Genomic DNA, 18534 nt, shown 5'->3' on the forward strand with positions numbered 1-18534 from the left:
GCCTGCGGGGCCCCCGGGGGGGGCCCGGGGGGCCCGGGGCTAGCCCAACCCCGCGCCGCGCGGGGGGGGTGGGGGGGGGGGGGGTCGCGGGGCTACCCCCCCCCGCGCCCCCCGACCGATCAGGGGAGGCGTTGTCCGAACAGCAGCGCGCCCGCCACCGCGAACAGGCCCAGCACGGTCCCGAGGGCGACCCACGGCCGCGAGGCGTCGGCCTGCTTCTTCTCGTAGCCGATCTGCTCGCCGAGCGTGTCGTACACGCGCCTCAGCTCCTCGGCGCTGGCCGCCTTGAAGAACTCGCCGCCGGACAGTTCGGCGATCTCCCGCATCGAGTCGTCGTCCACCGGCACCTCCTGTGCCCGGCCCTCGATCTCGACCACGCCGTCCTCGGTGCCGAACGAGATCGTGGAGATGGGCACGCCCACCCTCTTCGCGTCGTCCGCCGCGTCGAACGCCTTGCGCGTGCCCACGGTCTCCTTGCCGTCGGTCATCAGCACGACCCGCGCGGGCGGCGGGCCGTCCGCGCCGCCGACGATCTTGCCGAACGAGTCGATCGCCGCCAGCGCCGCCACGATCGCGTCACCGGTGGCGGTGGACTGGGCGAGCTTGAGCCCGTCGATGCCCGACTTGACCGCCTCCCGGTCGGTGGTCGGCGCGACCAGCACGGTCGCCGACCCGGCGAAGGAGATCAGGCCGAGGTTGATGCCCGGGGTGAGGCCGTCGGCGAACGACTTGGCCGCCACCTGCGCGGCCTCCAGCCGGGACGGCTTGACGTCGGTGGCCTTCATGGACAGCGACGTGTCGATGACCAGCATCACGGTGGCCCGGTTGCGCGGCACCTTCTGCTCCGCCGTCGGCCCGGCCAGCGCCACGGTCAGCAGGATGAACGCCACCAGCAGCAGCGCCGCGGGCACGTGCCGGTACCAGCCCTGCCTCTTGGGCGCGACCTTCTCCAGCATCGGCAGGTTGGCGAACCGCAGCGTCCGCTTGCGCAGCACCCGCTGCACGACGACGTAGGCGGCGGCCAGCCCGGCCACCGCGATCAGCAGCAGGAACCACCACGGCGCGGTGAAACCCGACAGGCTCATCAGGCCACCCCTCCCGACCAGCGGCGCTTGCGGGCCACCACGAAGCGCACGGTGTCGGCGATCCAGTCCGAGTCGGTGCGCAGCACCAGGTGCCCCGCGCCCGCGCGCCGCAGCCCGGCGGCCACCTCGGCGCGGTGCTCGGCCGCGGCGGCGGCGAACTCGCGGCGCAGCAGCGGCGAGGCCACCACCTCGCGCTGCCTGCCGCTCTCCGGGTCGGCCAGCACGACCGCGCCCACCTCGGGCAGGTCGATGTCGCGCGGGTCGACCACCTCGACCGCGACCAGGTCGTGCCGGGCGGACAGCGCCCGCAGCGGTCGCTGCCACTCGGTGCCGCCGAGGAAGTCCGAGATCACCACGACCAGGCCGCGGCGGCGCGGCGGGCGGCGCAGCTGCTCGACCACGTCGGTCAGCGAGCCCCTGGTGCCCTCGGGCGCGCGGGGCGTCTCCGCGACCCGCCGGATCAGGCCGCGCGCGTGCGCCAGGCCGCCTCGGGCGGGGATGCGGACGAGCTGCTCGCCGGTGGAGACCAGGGCGCCGATCCGGTTGCCGCCGCCGCGCGTCAGGTGCGCCACGGCGGCGGTCGCGGCGACCACCAGGTCGCGCTTCTCGCACGCGGCCGTGCCGAAGTCCAGGCTCGGCGACAGGTCGATGGCGAGCCACGTCTCCAGCTCGCGGTCGGCGACCGTCTCGCGGATGTGCGGCACGGTGGTGCGGGCGGTGACCGCCCAGTCCATCCGCCGCACGTCGTCGCCCGGCTGGTAGGGCCGCGCCTCGCCGGGCTCGGTGCCCGGTCCGGGCACCAGGCCGAGGTGGTTGCCCTGGAGCAGGCCGTCCAGCCGGCGGCGCACCTCCAGCTCGAGCGTGCGCAGCGCCGCCTCCAGGCGTCCGCCGCTCAGCGCGGGCGGGGCCCACCTCGGGCGGTCGCCCGCCGCGTCGGCGGCGACCCCGGCCTCGTCGACCCCGGTCACGGCCTGCCCGCGGGCTGCGGCGCCGACGGCCGCGCGGACACCTGCGGCAGCGGCACGGTCTGGAGCACCCTGGTGATGATGTGGTCGAGCGGGACGCCGTCGGCCAGCGCGTCGTAGGACAGCACGAGCCGGTGGCGCAGCACGTCCGGCACCACGTCCACCACGTCCTGCGGCAGCACGTAGTCGCGGCCGCGCACCAGCGCCAGGGCGCGGGCGGCGGCGATGACGCCGAGGCTGGCGCGCGGCGAGGCGCCGTAGGCGACCCACCCGGCGACGTCGGTGAGCTGGTGCTCCTTGGGCGCGCGGGTCGCGATGACCAGCCGCACCACGTAGTCGACCAGCGCGTGGTGCACGAACACGCGGGAGGCCACGCCCTGGAGGCGGACCAGCTCCTCGGGGCTGAGCACCTGGGTGGGCACCGGGGGCTCGACGCCCATCCGGTAGACGATCTCCCGCTCCTCCTCGGCCGTGGGGTACTCGACCTGGATCTTGAACAGGAACCGGTCGCGCTGGGCCTCGGGCAGCGGGTAGACGCCCTCGTTCTCGATCGGGTTCTGGGTGGCCAGCACCAGGAACGGGGTGGGCATCGGGAACGTCCGGCCGCCGATCGACACGTGCCGCTCGGCCATGACCTCCAGCATCGCGGACTGGACCTTGGCCGGCGCGCGGTTGATCTCGTCGGCGAGCACGAAGTTGGCCACCACGGGGCCCAGCTCCACGTCGAAGCTCTCGCTGGCCTGGCGGTAGATGCGGGTGCCGAGGATGTCGGCGGGCACCAGGTCGGGGGTGAACTGCACGCGCGAGAAGGAGCCGCCGACGACCTTCGCGAACGTCTCCACGGCCAGCGTCTTGGCCACGCCGGGCACGCCCTCCAGCAGCAGGTGGCCCTTCGCGAGCAGGCCGACGAGCATCCGCTCGACCAGCCGGTCCTGCCCGACGATCACCCTCTTGACCTCGAACACGGTGCGTTCGAGCAACTGGGCGTCACGAGCCGGCGTGTTGGGCGCCTCGGCGGCGGGCTCGGACAAGAGTCCTCCTCGACAAGGTTGTGCGATCGTGAACAAGTCTCCCCTGCGGTCGGTATGGACCATGTGAAGGGGTCCTAGAGGTCCGCGGGCGTGTCGACGTCGCGCGCCTCGCCCGGCAGCGCGGGCACGCGGACGGGGTCGAGGGGGCCGAGCACGGACCGCGCCGACGCGTCGCGCGGGTCGGCGGGCATGGCCGCGCGCAGGCGGTCGGCGCGCCACGCGCCGGTCAGCCACTGGGGCCTGCCCCCGGCGTCCACGAGCACCGCGCCGGTCTCGCCGACCGCGGCCAGCAGCCTGTCCACTGTGGATCGGGTGACCCCCGGCTGGTCCACCGCCAGCACCACGACGAGTTCCGCCGCCGCGTGGCGCAGGCCGGCGGCGAGGCCGGCGAGCGGTCCGCCGCCGGGCGGCTCCTCCCGGGCCCAGCGCACCCCCGGCACGTCCCGGGGCGGCCCGACGACGACGGCCCGCCCGGGGCCGCCGACCGCGTCGAGCACGCGGTCGAGCAGGGTGCGCCCGTCGACTACGAGCAGCGCCTTGTCCACGCCGCCCAGCCGGCTGCCCCGGCCGCCCGCGAGCACCACGGCCGAGAAGTCGGGGGTTCGCTCCACGCGCCAAGGCTAGGCGGGTTCGCCCACCGCCTCGTCACCGGTGGTGAACAGCACCCACAGCAGCGCCGCCACCACCAGGCCGCTGATCACGAACACGGGGAACACCAGGTCGAACACGGTGGTGCCGTCGGGCGCGACCATCTTCTCGTGGTGCGTCACCCGCACCGCGGCCATGCCCGTGTAGTGCATCCCGGTGACCGCGACGCCCATGGTCAGGCCGGCCGCGACGCCTGCCGCCGGCGTCCGGACCACCAGGGTGAACCAGAACGCGGCGGTGGCGGCCACGACCGCGATGACGCCGGACGCCGCGACCAGCGCCGGGTCGTAGGAGATCTCGCCCTTGAAGCGGATCGCCGACATGCCCAGGTAGTGCATGCCCGCCACGCCGAGACCGGTCAGGAACCCGGCGAGCACCAGCCGCATCCGGGTGAACCGGACCAGCGTGACCAGGGACAGGCCCGCGCCCACCACGCCGATCGCGACCACGGCGGACAGGGCGGTCAGCGGCGCGGAGTACTTGATCGTGGCGTCGGGGACCTCGAACCCGAGCATGGCGATGAAGTGCATGAGCCAGATCGCGATGCCGCCGATGGCGAACGCGCCGAACACGGTCCAGCGGACTCTGGCGGCGCGGTGCCGCTCGGCTCTGGCCCTGGCCATGCAGGCCAGGCCGATGAGCGAGCCGATGACGGCGACTACGTAGGCGATGACGAGCGTGGAGAGACCGGCGGAGAAGTGCTGGGAGACGTCGTGGTTCACCCCTGCTTAGTAACCCCACGTGACCTGGTTCGCCAGACTGGGCGAGGTAGATTCATTTACTTGAGACATATTCGCTTTCTTTCTCTACTCTGAGTAGTCGTTTGGAGCCCTCACAGGGCCGTGTGGGCGACCCAGTGGTCGAGCAGCGCCCGATCCCCCTCGACCCGCACGCCCGGGCGGTCGGCGGACCGGCGGCGGGTCAGCACCAGCAGCAGGTCGCGCGGCGACGCGGTGAGCACGACGTCCGCGGTTCCCCGGTCGGGCCGCAGGACCGGGCCGCCGGGCGCGCGGACGACGAACAGCGGCGACCGGCCGCGCGGGCGCAGCAGGAGGGTTTCGCCGGTGCCGCGCAGGTACGCCAGCGCGGGCTTGACCGACACGCCGTCCGGGTCGGTGAACAGCTCGAACAGCTCCTCGACGCCGTCGGCGGCGACGTCCTCCGGCACGTCCGGCTCCGCGCCCGCGGCGAGGGCGAGGTCGGCGTGGTGGACGACGGTGTCGTGTAGGACCCGGCGCGTCCAGAACGCGGCGGGCCGCGGGCCCAGGTAGGTCCAGACGGGGTCGGCGCGCCCGTCGACCGCCGCGACCAGCTCCGCCGCGCCCTCGCGCAGCCACCGCGCCCAGTCCGCCGGCACCTCCTGGGCCAGCGGGTCCGGCACGGCGGCGGCGTGGCCCGTGCGCGCCACCCCCGCCGCCCAGCGCTGCTGCTGGCCGACGTGGGCGACCAGGTCCCGGACGGTCCACCCCGGGCAGGTGGGCACCGCCGAGGCGAAGTCGCCGACGTCCCCGACGCCGTCGATGAAGGCTTCCGTTCGTCCCGCCAACCAGTTCCGCACGCCCCGTACGGTAGGAACGGCACCGGGGTGGAGGTTCCAGCGAAGGTGACCGGCGTCACAGGGGGGCGGCGTGCTGGGTATCGGCGAGCTTTCGAGGCGCACCGGGGTGCCCGTGCGCACCATCCGGTTCTACTGCGACGAGGGCCTGCTCCACGCCGGGCGCAGCGCGGGCGGGCACCGGCGGTTCGACGAGGCGGCGGTGGAGCGGCTGCGGACGGTGCGGCGGCTGCGCGCGATCGGGCTCGGCCTGCCGGCGGTCGCGGACGTGCTGGCCGGCCGGCGGTCCCTGACCGAGGTGATCGCCGGCGAGCGGGCCGGGCTGGACGCGGCGATGGCGGAGCTGGCGTGGCGGCGGGCCGCGCTGAGGGCCGTGGCGGACGCCGCGCCCGCGGACCGCCCCGACCGGCTGGACCTGCTGGCCGCCGTGCCGGACGTGCCCGCCGCGCGGGACTCGCTCGTGGCGTTCTGGCGGCGCGACTACCTGGACCCGGCGACCGCGCCGACCGCGGAGATGTTCCTGTCCGTCAGCGCGCCCCCGCCGCCCGCCGATCCGACGCCCGACCAGGTGGTCGCCTACGCGGGCATGGTGGTGGTGGCGAGCGACGCGTCCCTGGGGCGGCGGATGCGCTCACGTGACCGGGTGCGCGACGAGAGCGCGCTGCACGAGGGCATCGGCCGGGCGTGCGACCTGGCCCGACCGCTGGTGGCGGCGGGCCGGCCGCCCGGGGCGGGCGAGGCGCTGGACGTGTTCGTGGCGGCGCACGCGGCGGTGCGGGGGGTGCGGGACACCCCGGCGTTCCGGCGCGAGCTGCGGGCGCGGACCGAGGTGGAACGCGACCCGCGGCTGCGCCGGTACTGGCGGCTGGTGGGCGCGGTGACCGGGGAACGGGTCACGCTGGGCGACGCGCACTCCTGGCTGCTGGACGCCCTGCCGGCGGGCTGAGCACCCGGCACACCTCCGCCTGCCGCCGCTCCCCTGCCCCGGTCTCCCTGCCCCCGGTCCCGTTCCCCGGTCTCCCTGCCCCCGGTCGCGCTCCCCGCTCCCCCTTGCCCCCACTCCCCCTGTCGCCGCTCCCCCCGCTCGCTACCCGACCCGCCTCCCCGCCACCCGGTTCCGCCCCGCGTCCTTGGCCTCCAGCAGCGCGGCGCTGGCCTCCTCCACCGCGTCGGCCACCGAGGCGCCCGGCGCGACCTCCACCGCGCCGATCGACACCGTCACCACCCCGCCGGGGTTGCCGCGGTGCTCCAGGCCCAGCAGCTCCACCTCCCGCCGGATCCGCTCGGCCAGCGCGAGCGCGCCGTCCAGCCGGGCGTTCGGCAGCAGCACCGTGAACTCCTCGCCGCCGTACCGGTAGGTGCGGTCGCCCGCCCGGGCGGTGCGGCTGATGGTCTGCCCCACCGCGCGCAGCGCCTCGTGCCCGGCCAGGTAGCGGTAGAGGGTGTTGTAGCTGTGGAAGCGGTCGATGTCGACCAGCAGCAGCCCGTACGGCTCGCCCAACCGGTTGCGGTGCTGGTGGTCGGCGTCGAACGACGCCGGGTTCGGCAGGCCGGTGCGCTGGTCCGTGGACGCCGCCTCGGCCAGGGCCCGGTTCGCCGCGTGCAGCTCCTCCAGCCGTTCCGCGAGCCGGTCCACCTGGTGCTTGCGGGCCAGCGCCCAGTCCTCCAGGTCCTCCTGGTAGACGGCGACCGGTCCGACGGTCTTCGCCCGGTACATCGCGAGGTCCGCCTGGTGCAGCAGGTCCTCCGCGTTGTGGCCGGGTCGCACGAACGTGATGCCCGCCGACGCCGTCACCCCGACCACGCCCGCCGCGAGTTCCAGCGGCGCGGCGATCGCGTCCAGGACCTCGTGGGCGGCGGCGATGGCCCGCCGCTCGTCGAGCCGGTCGAGCAGCACCGCGAACTCGTCGCCGCCGAGCCTGGCCGCCGTGCCGCGACCGGCCACCGCGGCGGCCAGCCGGGCGCCGACCAGGCGCAGCACCTCGTCGCCCGCGGCGTGCCCGTGCAGGTCGTTGACCCCCTTGAACTGGTCGATGTCGAGGAACACCAGCACCGGGCCCGGCGCGCCGCGCACCGCCTGCTCCAGCCTCGGCACGAACCCCGTGCGGTTGGCCAGGCCGGTCAGCGCGTCGGTGTTGAGCCGGCTGCCCAACTCGTCCGCCGTCTCGGCCCACCCGGTGACGTCGAGCGCCACCACCACGATCCCGCCCACGTCCGGGTCGTCGCCCAGGTCCCGGGCGATCAGGTCCACCCGCCTGCGCGTCGAGCCCTCCACCGGCACCGCGCACCCGCACCGCGACGCGCCCGTGCGGCCCGCCGCCTGCAGGAACGTGCCCACCGCCGCCGCGTCGCCGGGCGCCACCAGGTCCGGCAGCGGACCGGACGCGCCGCCGAACAGCCGCCGGGCGGCCGGGGTCGCCCACCGGACGCCCAGGTCCTGCGGGTCCACCACCAGCACGGCGGCGTCGGCGCGGTCGAGCACCGCCCGGTGGAATTCCCCGTTCACCGCGGGACGCGGCGCGCCGCGGCACCGCGTCCGCCTGATGTCGATTCCCCTTCGGTCCTCATGGTCCCCCCCGTAACGCGTCTTCCTCCCCTGGTCCCAGAAAATACCGAATTCAACCGTCGGCATCCGGGTGATCGAGTCGCCGCGACTCAATTGGCGCATTTATTCCGAGCGCCTTGGCAAAATTCGATGGACGGTCGCCGGAGCACGCGGTTAGCCTCCGCGCGCCCGTCCACCACGTCCGTGAAGAGGTGCGTTGCATGCCCGTCCAGGTCCCGGCCGCCGTGCGGCCGATCGAGTCCAACCAGACCCCGGACCAGAGGACGTTCCGAAGTGGACATACCGCGCATCTTCACCATCCGTGAGAGCAGCCACCGCATCCACAACCCGCTCGACGACGCCAAGCTGGCGGCGCTGGGCGCGGCGCTGTGGCTCGAACCGGGCGCGCACGTGCTCGACCTCGCCTGCGGTTCGGGCGAGATGCTGTGCACCTGGGCCCGTGACCACGGCCTGTTCGGCACGGGCGTCGACCTGAGCACGGCCTTCGTGGCCGACGCGCGGGCGCGGGCCGCCGAGCTGGGCGTGGCCGACCGCGTCCGGTTCGTGCACGGCGACGCCGCGGGCCACGTCGCGGACGAGCCCGTGGACGTCGCGGCGTGCCTCGGCGCGACGTGGATCGGTGACGGCGTGCCCGGCACCGTCGACCTGCTGAGGCGCAGCCTGCGCCCCGGCGGGCTGATGCTGGTGGGCCACCCGTACTGGCGGCTGGACCCGCCGGACGACGCCACCGCCCGCGCCTGCCTCATGGAGGGTCGCGACGCGCTGCACCCGCTGACCGGGCTGCTGGAGCAGTTCGGCGAGCTGGGCTGCGACGTGGTCGAGATGGTGCTGGCGGACCAGGACAGCTGGAACCGCTACGCGGCGGCGCAGTGGCTCAACACGCGCCGCTGGCTCGACGAGCACCCGGACGACGAGCTGGCCGACCAGCTGCGCGCCGAGTTGCGCGCCGAACCGGTCAGGCACGCGCGCTACCAGCGCGAGTACCTGGGCTGGGGCGTGTTCGCGCTGATGGACCGCTAGGAGTGCGCGTGGGCCCCGGTGCGCCGGGGCCCACGCCACCGCAGGGACCGTGCGACCGCAGGAACCCAGGGCCACCGCAGGGACTCACGCAACCGCCGGGATCCGGACCACGCAGGCCCCCGGGCCACTGCCGGTACCCGGGCCACCACGGAGCCGCGGACCACTCGCTGCGCGTGGAAGCGGTCGGGCGGAGGACGACGACTACACCCGCGCGAAATCCGGCTTCATCCGCTCGTCCGGGTGAATCGGCTCAAGCCCGCCACCCGGTGCGCCGATGGGCTCGGCGCTCACCGCCCGCCGAGCGTGAACGGCACGCGTTTCCAGCGGCTGGTCGTCGCCGTGATCGCGGCCAACGCGGTCGTGCTCGGCTGCGAGACGTCGACCGCGCTGACCGCCGCGCACGGCGACCTGCTCGCCGGGCTGGACCGAGCCGCCCTCGCGTTCTTCGCGGTGGAGCCGGCCGCGCGGCTGTACGCGCACCGGGCGCGCTTCTTCCGCGACCCGTGGAACGCGTTCGACCTGCTGGTCGTGAGCGTCTCGCTGCTCCCGGCCGCCGGGCCGCTGTCGGTGGTGCGGTCCCTGCGCGTGCCGCGCGCCCTGCGCCTGGTCTCGGCGGTGCCCAGCATGCGCCGCGTGGTCACGGCCCTGGTCAGGTCGATCCCGGGCCTGCTGTCCCTGACCGGCCTGCTCGTGCTGGTGCCGTACGTGGGCAGCGTGGTGGCGGTGAACCTGTTCCGGGCGAGCGGCGACCCGCGGTTCGCGGACCTGGGCGCGACCGTGCTGACCCTGTTCCGGGTCACCACGGGTGACGGCTGGTCGGACGCGGTGCGCGACCTGATGGCGTCCCACCCGCCGGCGTGGGTCTTCTTCCTGGCCTGCCTGCTGGTCGGCGCGTTCACCACGCTCAACCTGTTCATCGCGGTCGTGTGCAGCGCGATGGAGTCGGAAGCGCAGCGCCCCGCGCCGGACCACGTGCTGCTGGAGGAGGTCCGGGCGCTGCGCGAGGAGGTCCGCGCGCTGCGGCTGGAACCCGTGGGCGACCGCGCTAGCCGCTCCGGTCCCACCGGCCGCGCTTGACCACGTCCTGCTCGAACCCGGATACTCGGATCCGATCAATAGGAGGCGAGCAATTGACCGAGAGCACCAGGCGCGCGGTGTCGAACCTGCTGGGGTTGGCCGTCCTCGGCCTGCTGGTGGAGTCACCCGCGCACCCCCACGCCATGGCCGCCACGCTGCGGGAACGCGGCATGGACCGGGTCTTCAAGGTGACCACCGGTTCCCTCTACGACGTGGTCCGGGCGCTGGAGCGCGCCGGCTGGATCGAGGCCCGCGAGACCGTCCGGGTCGGCGGCCGGCCGGAGCGGACCGTCTACCGGCACACCGAGGCCGGCGGCGCCGAGTTCACGCGCTGGGTCGACGAACTGGTGCGCGTGCCCGCCACCGAGCACCCCAAGTTCCTCGCCGCGGTCACCTACCTCGGCGTGCTCGGGCCCGGGGGCGCGGCGGCGGCGCTGCGGGAGCGGGCCGGGCGGCTGCGCGCCGAGCTGGACGAGCTGAGGGCCGAGCACCGCGCGGTCCTGGAGGCGGGCCGGGTGCCGCGGCTGTTCGTGGTGGAGGTCGAGTACGCGGTGCGCATGCGCGAGGCGGAGCTGGGCTGGGTCGAGGAGATCGCCGACGACGTCGAGTCCGGCCGGCTGGCCTGGCCGGCGGACGTGGACGCCACCACCCGCACCGGGGAGGCGCGATGACCGTCCTGGTCGTCGGGGCCGGGCCGGCCGGGCTGGTGCTGGCCTGCGAACTGGCGCTCGCCGGCGTCGAGGTGGTGGTCGTGGACCGGCTGCCGCGGCGCTCGCCGTTCTGCCGGGGGTTCACGCTCGGCGCGCGCAGCCTCGAACTGCTGGACCGGCGCGGCCTCGTCGACCGGTTCCTCGCGGAAGGCACGGCGGTGCCGTACGGCATGTTCGCCGACCCGGCCCGGCCGCTGGACCTGACCGCGATGGACACCGACCACCCGTACGTGCTCGGCATCGCGCAGACCCGCGTCGAGGAGCTGCTCGAGGGGCGGCTGGCCGAGCTGGGCGTGCCGGTGCGGTGGGGGCACGAGGTCGTCGACCTCCGCCAGGACGCCGACGGCGTCGACGTGGCCCTGCGGACCGGCGACGGGCTCGACCGGGTGCGCGCCGGCCACCTCGTCGGCTGCGACGGCAGCCGCAGCACCGTGCGCGAGCTGGCCGGGATCGGCTTCCCCGGCGTGCCGGCCACCCGGTTCGGCCTGCTCGCGGACGTGGAGCCGGTCGAGCCCGACGCGCTGCCGTTCGGCGTGACCGAGGGCGAGGGCGGCCCGGTGTTCGTGATCCCGCGCCCCGGCTACGTGCGGATCGTGCTCGACGAGCCGGAGCCGCCGGCCGACCGCCACGAGCCGGTGACGCCCGAGGTCTTCCAGCGGGCGCTGGACGCCGCGCTCGGCCGCCGGGTCGCGTTGCGCGAACCGCGCTGGGCCACCCGGTTCTCCGACGCGGCGCGCCAGGCGGACCGCTACGTCGCGGGCCGGGTCGTGCTCGCCGGGGACGCCGCGCACGTCCACCCGCCGGCCGGGGCGGTCGGCGTCAACGTGGCCATCGCGGACGCGGTCAACCTCGGCTGGAAGCTGGCGGCGGTCGCGCTCGGCCGCGCCCCGGACGGCCTGCTGGACAGCTACCACGACGAACGCCACCCGGTCGGTGCGGCCGTGCTGCGGACCACGCGGGCGCAGGCGCTCCTCGGGCGGCGCGACCCCGGCCTGGAGCCCGTGCGCGACCTGCTGGGCGAGCTGGCCGCGCTCCCGGCGGTCAACAGGCACCTGGCCGAGCTGGTGAGCGGCGTGTCCACCCGGTACGACCCGCGGGTGCCCGGCGACCACCCGTGGCTGGGCCGGCTCGCGCCGAACCTGGGGCTGGTCGTCGGCTCGCGCCGCGCCACCGCGGCCGAGCTGCTGCGGCCCGGTCGCCCGGTGCTGCTGGAGACCGGGGACCGCGCGCTGCCCGCGAGCCCGCCCGGCGCGGTGGACCGGCACCGCGCCCGCTGTCCCGGCCACCCGGACCTGGAGGGCCTGCTGATCCGCCCCGACGGGCACGCGGCGTGGGTGTCCACCACCGCCGACCCGCAGCCGGACGACACCTTCGACACCGCCCTGACCACGTGGTTCGCCCGGCGGGAGCCGGCGCGGGCTACAGCACCCGGGTGACGTAGGGCAGGATGCCGCCGTAGCGGACCGGGGCGATGCGCACGTTCGCCCCCGAGTAGGGCGCCTCGATCATCATGCCGCCGCCGAGGTAGAGGGCGACGTGCGTGCCGCCACCCGGTCCCCAGAACATCATGTCGCCGCGCCGGGCCTGCGACAGCGGCACCTTGCGGCCCGCGTTGTGCTGGTAGCCGCTGTAGTGGGGCAGGTAGACGCCGACGCCCGCGAAGGCGTACATCATCAGCCCCGAGCAGTCGAAGCCGACGGTGTAGTAGTCGCCGTGCGAGTCGCCCACGCCCCAGTCGCGGATGCCGACCGTCGGGCCGTCGTAGTTGCCGCCGCCCCACGAGTAGCGGACGCCGAGCTGCCGCATGGCCCGTTCGACGACGATCTCCACGCGGTTGCCCGCGGGCGGGCCCGGCGCGACGACGGGCGCGGACGGCGCCGAGGGCGCGGAGGGCGCGGACGGCGCCTGCGGCGCGGGTGGCGGCTTGGCGGCCGCCGCCTCCTCCTCCCGGCGCTTCTCCTCCAGCCACCGCTCGTACTGGGCGCGCTGCCCCTCCAGGCCCTCGACGGCGTCGCGCGCCCGGTCCAGCTCGCCCTCGACGCGGGCCTTGTCGTCCTGGAGGGCCCGCGCCTCCACCGCCTGGTCCTGCTGGGCTCGCTGGGCCTCGATCCGCGCCGCGTCGGCGTCCCGCGCCGCCCGGTCGGCCGCGGCCCTCTTCTCGTCGGCCACGTCGCGGGCGGCGCGGGCGGCGGCGTCCTTGTTGGCCATCTCCGCCCTGGTGCGCTCGACGTCGTCCAGGGCGTCGAGGCTGGAGTCGCCGACCGCGCCCAGCAGTTGCGCGCGGGCCAGCAGGTCCTGGGGGCTGGACGCGCCCAGGTAGGCCGACAGCGACCCGACCGCGCTGCCCTGCCGGAAGCTGGCGGCGGCGAACTCGTCGAGCCGGTCCCGCGCCTCCTCGACGGCGCGCGCCGCGGCCGCCGCCTCGACCCGCGCGGCCTCCGCCTCCCGGTGCGCGTCGTCGGCCTCGCGCCGGGCCGACTCCAGGTCCACCCTGGCCTTGTTGGCCAGCTCCATCTTGAACGCGACCTCGTCGGACAGGCTCCGGAGGCGGGCCTCGGCGTCGGCCAGCTCGCCGGTCAGCTCACCGACCCGGGCCGCCTTGGCGGCGGCCTCCCGCCGGACCTCGCCGAGCTCCGCGTCACCGGGGTTGGGCGGGGGCGGCGGCGCGGCGACCGCCGCACCCGCCAAGCCGACCACCGCGGACAGCGCGACCACCACCGAGAGCGCCCACCGAGCCACGACACCCGCCTCCCCGCCGTTCGGCCGATCGGCGTTGCGCCGATCGGCCCACCGGTCTCACGAGCGGAACTGTGCCACCGGAGCCACAGCCTTTCCACTCGAACCAGGGCGAACATCAGCCACACGGGTAACAGGGGGTTTGAGCCCGCCGACCGGTGCGGCCCGTCAGTTGACCCCCCGGTCCAGCGCCGCCCAGTACGGTTGGCGGAGCTTGAACTTCTGCACCTTGCCGGTGGCGGTGCGCGGGATGGAGTCGCGGAACTCCACCGAGGTCGGCGCCTTGTACCCGGCGAGCCGCGCCTTGCAGTGGGCGATCAGCTCGGCCTCGGTGACCTCCGCGCCGGCCGCGGGCACGACCAGCGCCTTGATCGTCTCGCCCCACTTGTCGTGCGGCACGCCGATGACCGCCGCCTCGGCCACCGCCGGGTGGCTGAACAGGGCGTCCTCCACCTCGATGGACGACACGTTCTCGCCGCCGGTGATGATCACGTCCTTCTTGCGGTCGGAGATCGTGAGGTGGCCCTCGTCGTCCAGCGAGCCGCCGTCGCCGGTGTGGAACCAGCCGCCCTCCAGGGCCTCGGCGGTCGCGGCCGGGTCGTCCCAGTAGCCGTCCATGACCACGTTGGAGCGGGCCAGGACCTCGCCCGTGCCCGAGACCTCCAGGCGCACGCCCACCGCCGGCGCGCCGGCCCGCGACAGCTTCCGCGCCCGCTCCTCCGGCGCAAGTCCGTCATCACCCGGTCGGGTGCGGTTGAAGGTGAGCAGCGGCGAGGTCTCGGTCAGGCCGTAGAGCTGGAGGAACTCCCAGCCCAGCTCCTCTTCGACGCGGGCGATGGTGCGGCTGGGCGGCGGCGCGCCGGCGCAGATGATCCGCACCCGGTCGCGGCCGGGGATCTCGCCCTCCCACGACCGGGCCGCGTCGAGCACCGCGTTCCACACGGCGGGCGCGCCGCACATCAGGGTGACGCCGTGGTCGCGGACGCGGGTGAGGATCTCCGCGCCGTCGACCTTGCGCAGCACCACCTGGGGCACGCCGAGGCCCGCGAGGCCGAAGGGCATGCCCCAGCCGTTGCAGTGGAACATCGGCAGGACGTGCAGGTACACGTCGCGCTCCCAGGCGCGGGCGTGCAGGGCGAAGGTGACCGCGTTGAGCCAGATGTTGCGGTGGGTCATCCGCACGCCCTTGGGGCGGGCCGTGGTGCCGGAGGTGTAGTTGATCGTGGCGGTGGCGTCCTCGTCCGGTTCGCGCCACGGCCGGGGCTCGGTGTCGAACCGCATCAGCGCCTCGGTCTCCTCGCCCAGGGTGAACCGGTGGGGCGCGGTGACGCCGCCGAGGTCCAGCTCCGGGTCGACGAGCAGCGCGGACGCGCCGCTGTGCTCGACGATGTAGGCGATCTCCTCGGGCCGCAGCCGGAAGTTGACCGGCACGCAGATCCGGCCGGTGCCCGGCACGGCGTGCAGCAGTTCGAGCAGGCGGGCGGAGTTGTGGCTGACCACGGCCACCCGCTCGCCCTCGCCGAGCCCGAGCGCGTCGAACCCGGCCTGCCAGGCGCGGACGCGGTCGGCGAACCCGGCGTAGGTGGTGGCCGGGACGGGCGGCGCGGGCTGGTTCGGCTCGTCGACGACGGCGGTCGTGCCGGCGAAGACCCGCTCCGCCCGGTACAGGAAGTCTGAGACGGTCAGGGGTACGCGCATGCGAGCTGACGTTATTGGGCTTTCAGCCCGTCGTCAGCACGAACCTGCGGTTCAGCGGCTGGACCGGGCGGGCGTGGTCGGCGCGGGCGCGGACGAAGGCGCGCAGCCCCGCGTCCGCCACGGCGACCACGTCCCGCATCACCACCCAGCTGACGTTCTCGGTGAACTCGCCCGTGGTCAGCGAGCCCTCGTAGCGGTGGAAGCCGCCGTCCGGGAGCAGCGCGGGCAGGTCGACCTCGGTCGGCGGCCCGCCGGCGCCGGACCCGTCCTCCTCGCCGCCCAGGTCGAGGAACACGGCGACCACGCAGACGTGGAGGCGGTCGTCGACCCGCAGGTGCACGGCGTGCATCTCGGCCTGCATCGGCCGGCCGCGCACCCAGTGCTCGCTCGGCCGGTGGAAGTGCAGGTTGGCCAGTCGGTAGACCTGGTCGGACAGGTGGACCGTGTGCGTGCCCCGGGGCACGAGGCGCACGCCGTCCGGGCCCTCCCCCACCGAGAACGAGTCCGGCCGCCAGCCGATCTCCAGCTGGTCGAGCAGGTCGGGCGCGGTGACCGTGCGCGCGATGTTGATCGGCGACTGCTGTTCCCCCATGGGTCCAGGATGGCACCGGGAGCCCTCCACGGGAGGGTGACGGAGCTGCACCGACGGGTGATCACCAGGTGCTGGGGTCGCCCCAGGTCCGGACCGGGCCGGACGCCACCACGGGCACCGCGACCAGCTCGGGCAGCGACCGCTCGACCGGTTCGCGCACCACGGCGGCGGCCACCCCGTCGTACGGCGTCGGCGTGAGGTTGCAGATCACCACGGCCGCGCCGGCGCGCGCGCCGAGCCCCACCAGCGAGGCGGCGGGCTCCACCGCCAGCGACGTCCCGGCCACCAGCAGCGCGTCGCAGTCCAGCACGGCCGCGCGCGCCGCCCTGAGCACCTCGTCGGACAGCGGCTCGCCGAACGCCACCACCGCGGGCCGCACCACCCCGTCGCACAGCGGGCACCTCGGCTCGTCCGCGCCGCCGCGCACCTCCGCCAGCGCCCACGCCGTCGACGCGCCCGCGCCGCAGTCCGCGCAGACCACCCCCGTCGCCGAGCCGTGCAGCTCGACCGCCGTCGACCCGGCCCGCCGGTGCAGCCCGTCCACGTTCTGCGTCAGCAGCGCCCGCACCCGCCCGGCGCGCTCCAGCTCGGCCAGCGCCAGGTGCGCGGCGTTCGGCCGGGCGGTCCACATCGGATCGTCCAGCCAGGACAGCCACAGCTCCCGCCGCCCCGCCGGGGAGGCCAACCGGTCCGGCGCGGGGAACGCGAACCTGCCCACCCCCGACGCGGCGGACACGCCGGCGCCGGTGAGCACGGTGATCCGGCGGGCGGCGGCCATCACGTCCCGAGCACTCATGCCCACACCGTCCCACACGTTTGCGAGCATGTGCGCGTGCGCAGGACGTGGACTGGTGGGGTGCTCTCGGTTGTCGGCTTGGTCACAGCGGTGGTGGGTACCTTCCTGCCGTGGCTGCGGTCCGGTTCGGTGACGAGGACGAGTTACGAGGTGCTCGCGCTCCGTGGTTTCGCCGGGTTGGACGGCGTGCCGGGGGAGGTGGTGCGCGGCACCTGGGTCGGGCTCACCCCCCTGGCGGCGTGCTCGGTGATCCTCTGGGCCCTGCAATTTCCGCGAATCGCCTCCTGCGGGGGCCTGATCTTCGGCACCATCTCTGGAACGGTAGCGGCACTGGCCGCCGTCCAAGGGGGCAGCGAGGCGGCACTGGTCGGGATCACCGCGACCGGACCGGTGGTGACCCTCGGTGGTGCCGTGCTGGCGATCGCGGGGGCGATCACCGTGCTCACCGCGAAGACCCGCACAGCGTTCAGCAGTACAGGAGGATCACCGTGACCTACCCAGGCGGCGGCGGAGGCGACTGGCAACCGCAGCAGAACAACCCCTACGGCCAGCCACAGCAGGGTTACCCGCAGCAGCAGGGCGGCTACCCCCAGCAGGGCGGCTACCCCCAGGGCGGTCCCCAGACCGGGCCGCAGGGCTACCCGCAGCAGGGCTACCCCCAGCAGGGCGCCCCGCAGCAGGGCTTCCCGCAGACCGGGCCGGAGGGCTTCCCCCAGCAGGGCTTCCCGCAGCAGGGCTTCCCCCAGCACCCGTACGGCCAGCCGCCCCAGGGCTACGTCGGCTCCGAGCCGCCGAAGAAGAAGCGGACCGGCCTGGTGGTCACCGCCGTGGTGGCCGTCCTCGTGCTGGCCGCCGGCACGGTCGGCACGGTGTGGGCGCTGCGCAGCTCCGAGGACGTGCCCGCGGGCGCGGACAACCCGGCCGCCGCGGCGGGCAACCTGCTCAACGCGCTCGGCAGCGGTGACGTGCTGGGCATCATGAACGGCCTGGCGCCCGCCGAGGCGGCGCTGAGCAAGGACTACACCGAGGCCACGGTCAGCGAGGCCAAGCGGCTCGAGATCCTCAAGCCGGACGCGGACCCCAACAAGCTGAGCGGCGTGCAGGTCACCAGCGAGGGCATCAAGTTCGACGAGGCCGGCGCGGTCCGCGTCAACGACCACCTGACGATCAACAAGGTGACCGAGGGCAAGATCACGATCACCTCGGACGTCAAGCAGATCCCGCTGACCGACAAGCTGGTCGACGCGCTGGGCGCGCAGCTGGAGCGGGCGGAGCCGCAGACCGAGACGCTCGACTTCGCCGAGGTCAAGGCCGACCGCAAGGGCAAGCCGATCGGCATCGCGACCATCAAGGTCGGCGACGAGTGGTACCCGAGCCTCTTCTACACCATCGCGAACGCCGCGCTGGAGGAGGAGGGCCTGGAGTGGCCGGCACAGGGCATCGCCCCGGCCGGCGCGGGCTCGGCCGAGGACGCGGCCAAGCAGATCGTGGAGAAGGCGCTGGCCGGTGACGTCAAGGGCGTCATCGCGCTGCTGCCGCCGGACGAGATGGGCGTGCTCCAGGACGTCGGCCCGGTGATCCTGGACCAGATCGGCCGGGTGCCCGCGACCGACGCGAAGCTCGTCGAGCTGGAGACCGACTCGAAGGAGGTCACCGGGGGCACCCAGCTGACCATCCGCAGGCTGGTGCTGGAGGTCGACGGCGAGACCGGCGAGATCACCCGCGACGGCGACTGCTACACCGCCGAGGCGCAGGGCGAGAAGCAGCGGCTGTGCGCGGACGAGATCGCGCAGCTGGTGCAGCAGCAGGGCGGGCGCGACGTGCCGGGCGCGGTCGTCGACGTGATCGCCCGGGTCGGCGCGCAGGTGCTCAAGGACGGCATCGGCGTGGTCGCCACCGAGGTGGACGGCAAGTGGTACGTCAGCCCGTTCCGGACCTACAGCGAGCTGTTCCTGACGCTGATGCGCGGCCTGGAGCCGACGGACCTGGACGAGCTGATCAAGGCCATCAAGTAAGGACAACCCATTCGGCCCCCGCCGCGGCGCTCAGCCGCGG

The 18534-nt window shown here is 74.9% G+C and carries 18 protein-coding genes; 7 read left to right on the forward strand and 11 right to left on the reverse strand.

The window, feature by feature from the left end:
* Positions 1-119: 119 nt before the first annotated feature.
* The 6 genes from ACFV4N_RS25590 to ACFV4N_RS25615 all read right to left on the reverse strand — a co-directional run bounded on the left by ACFV4N_RS25590 (position 120) and on the right by ACFV4N_RS25615 (position 5287).
* Positions 120-1085 carry a VWA domain-containing protein gene (locus ACFV4N_RS25590; RefSeq protein WP_499675132.1) on the reverse strand — a complete coding sequence of 322 codons (966 nt, stop codon included), beginning with the start codon at positions 1083-1085 and terminating at the stop codon, positions 120-122.
* A complete protein-coding gene (locus ACFV4N_RS25595) occupies positions 1085-2053 on the reverse strand; it encodes a DUF58 domain-containing protein (protein WP_499675133.1) in 969 nt (322 codons plus the stop codon). The genes ACFV4N_RS25590 and ACFV4N_RS25595 overlap by 1 nt, the downstream gene beginning before the upstream one ends.
* Entirely contained in the window at positions 2050-3081 is a 1032-nt protein-coding gene (locus ACFV4N_RS25600) for an AAA family ATPase (protein WP_499675134.1), read from the reverse strand. The genes ACFV4N_RS25595 and ACFV4N_RS25600 overlap by 4 nt, the downstream gene beginning before the upstream one ends.
* A gap of 74 nt (positions 3082-3155) precedes the next feature.
* A complete protein-coding gene (gene mobA / locus ACFV4N_RS25605) occupies positions 3156-3692 on the reverse strand; it encodes a molybdenum cofactor guanylyltransferase (protein ID WP_499675135.1) in 537 nt (178 codons plus the stop codon).
* A gap of 9 nt (positions 3693-3701) precedes the next feature.
* A complete protein-coding gene (locus ACFV4N_RS25610) occupies positions 3702-4451 on the reverse strand; it encodes an MHYT domain-containing protein (protein ID WP_499675136.1) in 750 nt (249 codons plus the stop codon).
* 110 nt (positions 4452-4561) lie between these two features.
* A complete protein-coding gene (locus ACFV4N_RS25615) occupies positions 4562-5287 on the reverse strand; it encodes a maleylpyruvate isomerase family mycothiol-dependent enzyme (protein ID WP_499675137.1) in 726 nt (241 codons plus the stop codon).
* Between the two features lie 70 nt (positions 5288-5357).
* Between ACFV4N_RS25615 and ACFV4N_RS25620 the strand changes: the two genes are divergently transcribed.
* Positions 5358-6230, forward strand: coding sequence for a MerR family transcriptional regulator (locus tag ACFV4N_RS25620; RefSeq protein WP_499675138.1), 873 nt, complete (start codon positions 5358-5360; stop codon positions 6228-6230).
* Between the two features lie 141 nt (positions 6231-6371).
* On the opposite strand, the gene ACFV4N_RS25625 is transcribed toward ACFV4N_RS25620, so the two are convergent.
* Positions 6372-7790 carry a diguanylate cyclase domain-containing protein gene (locus ACFV4N_RS25625; RefSeq protein ID WP_499675139.1) on the reverse strand — a complete coding sequence of 473 codons (1419 nt, stop codon included), beginning with the start codon at positions 7788-7790 and terminating at the stop codon, positions 6372-6374.
* A 333-nt stretch (positions 7791-8123) separates the two neighbouring features.
* Between ACFV4N_RS25625 and ACFV4N_RS25630 the strand changes: the two genes are divergently transcribed.
* The 4 genes from ACFV4N_RS25630 to ACFV4N_RS25645 all read left to right on the forward strand — a co-directional run bounded on the left by ACFV4N_RS25630 (position 8124) and on the right by ACFV4N_RS25645 (position 12093).
* Positions 8124-8870: an SAM-dependent methyltransferase gene (locus ACFV4N_RS25630; RefSeq protein ID WP_499675140.1), complete on the forward strand. Its 747-nt coding sequence runs from the start codon at positions 8124-8126 to the stop codon at positions 8868-8870.
* A gap of 303 nt (positions 8871-9173) precedes the next feature.
* Positions 9174-9947: an ion transporter gene (locus ACFV4N_RS25635; RefSeq protein WP_499675141.1), complete on the forward strand. Its 774-nt coding sequence runs from the start codon at positions 9174-9176 to the stop codon at positions 9945-9947.
* A gap of 53 nt (positions 9948-10000) precedes the next feature.
* Positions 10001-10618: a PadR family transcriptional regulator gene (locus ACFV4N_RS25640; protein WP_499675142.1), complete on the forward strand. Its 618-nt coding sequence runs from the start codon at positions 10001-10003 to the stop codon at positions 10616-10618.
* Complete coding sequence (locus tag ACFV4N_RS25645; protein WP_499675143.1) at positions 10615-12093, forward strand: FAD-dependent monooxygenase; 1479 nt, start codon at positions 10615-10617, stop codon at positions 12091-12093. The genes ACFV4N_RS25640 and ACFV4N_RS25645 overlap by 4 nt, the downstream gene beginning before the upstream one ends.
* On the opposite strand, the gene ACFV4N_RS25650 is transcribed toward ACFV4N_RS25645, so the two are convergent.
* The 4 genes from ACFV4N_RS25650 to ACFV4N_RS25665 all read right to left on the reverse strand — a co-directional run bounded on the left by ACFV4N_RS25650 (position 12077) and on the right by ACFV4N_RS25665 (position 16479).
* Positions 12077-13396, reverse strand: coding sequence for an NlpC/P60 family protein (locus tag ACFV4N_RS25650; protein WP_499675144.1), 1320 nt, complete (start codon positions 13394-13396; stop codon positions 12077-12079). The genes ACFV4N_RS25645 and ACFV4N_RS25650 overlap by 17 nt on opposite strands.
* A 165-nt stretch (positions 13397-13561) precedes the next feature.
* Complete coding sequence (locus tag ACFV4N_RS25655; protein WP_499675145.1) at positions 13562-15091, reverse strand: AMP-binding protein; 1530 nt, start codon at positions 15089-15091, stop codon at positions 13562-13564.
* A 22-nt stretch (positions 15092-15113) separates the two neighbouring features.
* Positions 15114-15683, reverse strand: coding sequence for a carbonic anhydrase family protein (locus ACFV4N_RS25660; protein ID WP_499675146.1), 570 nt, complete (start codon positions 15681-15683; stop codon positions 15114-15116).
* Between the two features lie 61 nt (positions 15684-15744).
* Positions 15745-16479, reverse strand: coding sequence for an SIR2 family NAD-dependent protein deacylase (locus ACFV4N_RS25665; RefSeq protein ID WP_499675147.1), 735 nt, complete (start codon positions 16477-16479; stop codon positions 15745-15747).
* Between the two features lie 30 nt (positions 16480-16509).
* Between ACFV4N_RS25665 and ACFV4N_RS25670 the strand changes: the two genes are divergently transcribed.
* A complete protein-coding gene (locus ACFV4N_RS25670) occupies positions 16510-16971 on the forward strand; it encodes a hypothetical protein (RefSeq protein ID WP_499675148.1) in 462 nt (153 codons plus the stop codon).
* On the forward strand, positions 16968-18494 hold the full coding sequence (locus ACFV4N_RS25675) for a flagellar basal body protein FliL (protein WP_499675149.1): 1527 nt from the start codon (positions 16968-16970) through the stop codon (positions 18492-18494). The genes ACFV4N_RS25670 and ACFV4N_RS25675 overlap by 4 nt, the downstream gene beginning before the upstream one ends.
* Positions 18495-18534 lie beyond the last annotated feature (40 nt).

The sequence above is a fragment of the Actinosynnema sp. NPDC059797 genome (genome assembly GCF_042732085.1).
Taxonomy (GTDB): domain Bacteria; phylum Actinomycetota; class Actinomycetes; order Mycobacteriales; family Pseudonocardiaceae; genus Actinosynnema.

Coding starts and splice junctions, on each gene's coding strand:
- ACFV4N_RS25655 (WP_499675145.1), bottom strand. CDS start 15,091: ATGCGCGTACCCCTGACCGTCTCAGACTTCCTGTACCGGGCGGAGCGG.
- ACFV4N_RS25660 (WP_499675146.1), bottom strand. CDS start 15,683: ATGGGGGAACAGCAGTCGCCGATCAACATCGCGCGCACGGTCACCGCG.
- ACFV4N_RS25645 (WP_499675143.1), top strand. CDS start 10,615: ATGACCGTCCTGGTCGTCGGGGCCGGGCCGGCCGGGCTGGTGCTGGCC.
- ACFV4N_RS25590 (WP_499675132.1), bottom strand. CDS start 1,085: ATGAGCCTGTCGGGTTTCACCGCGCCGTGGTGGTTCCTGCTGCTGATC.
- ACFV4N_RS25665 (WP_499675147.1), bottom strand. CDS start 16,479: ATGAGTGCTCGGGACGTGATGGCCGCCGCCCGCCGGATCACCGTGCTC.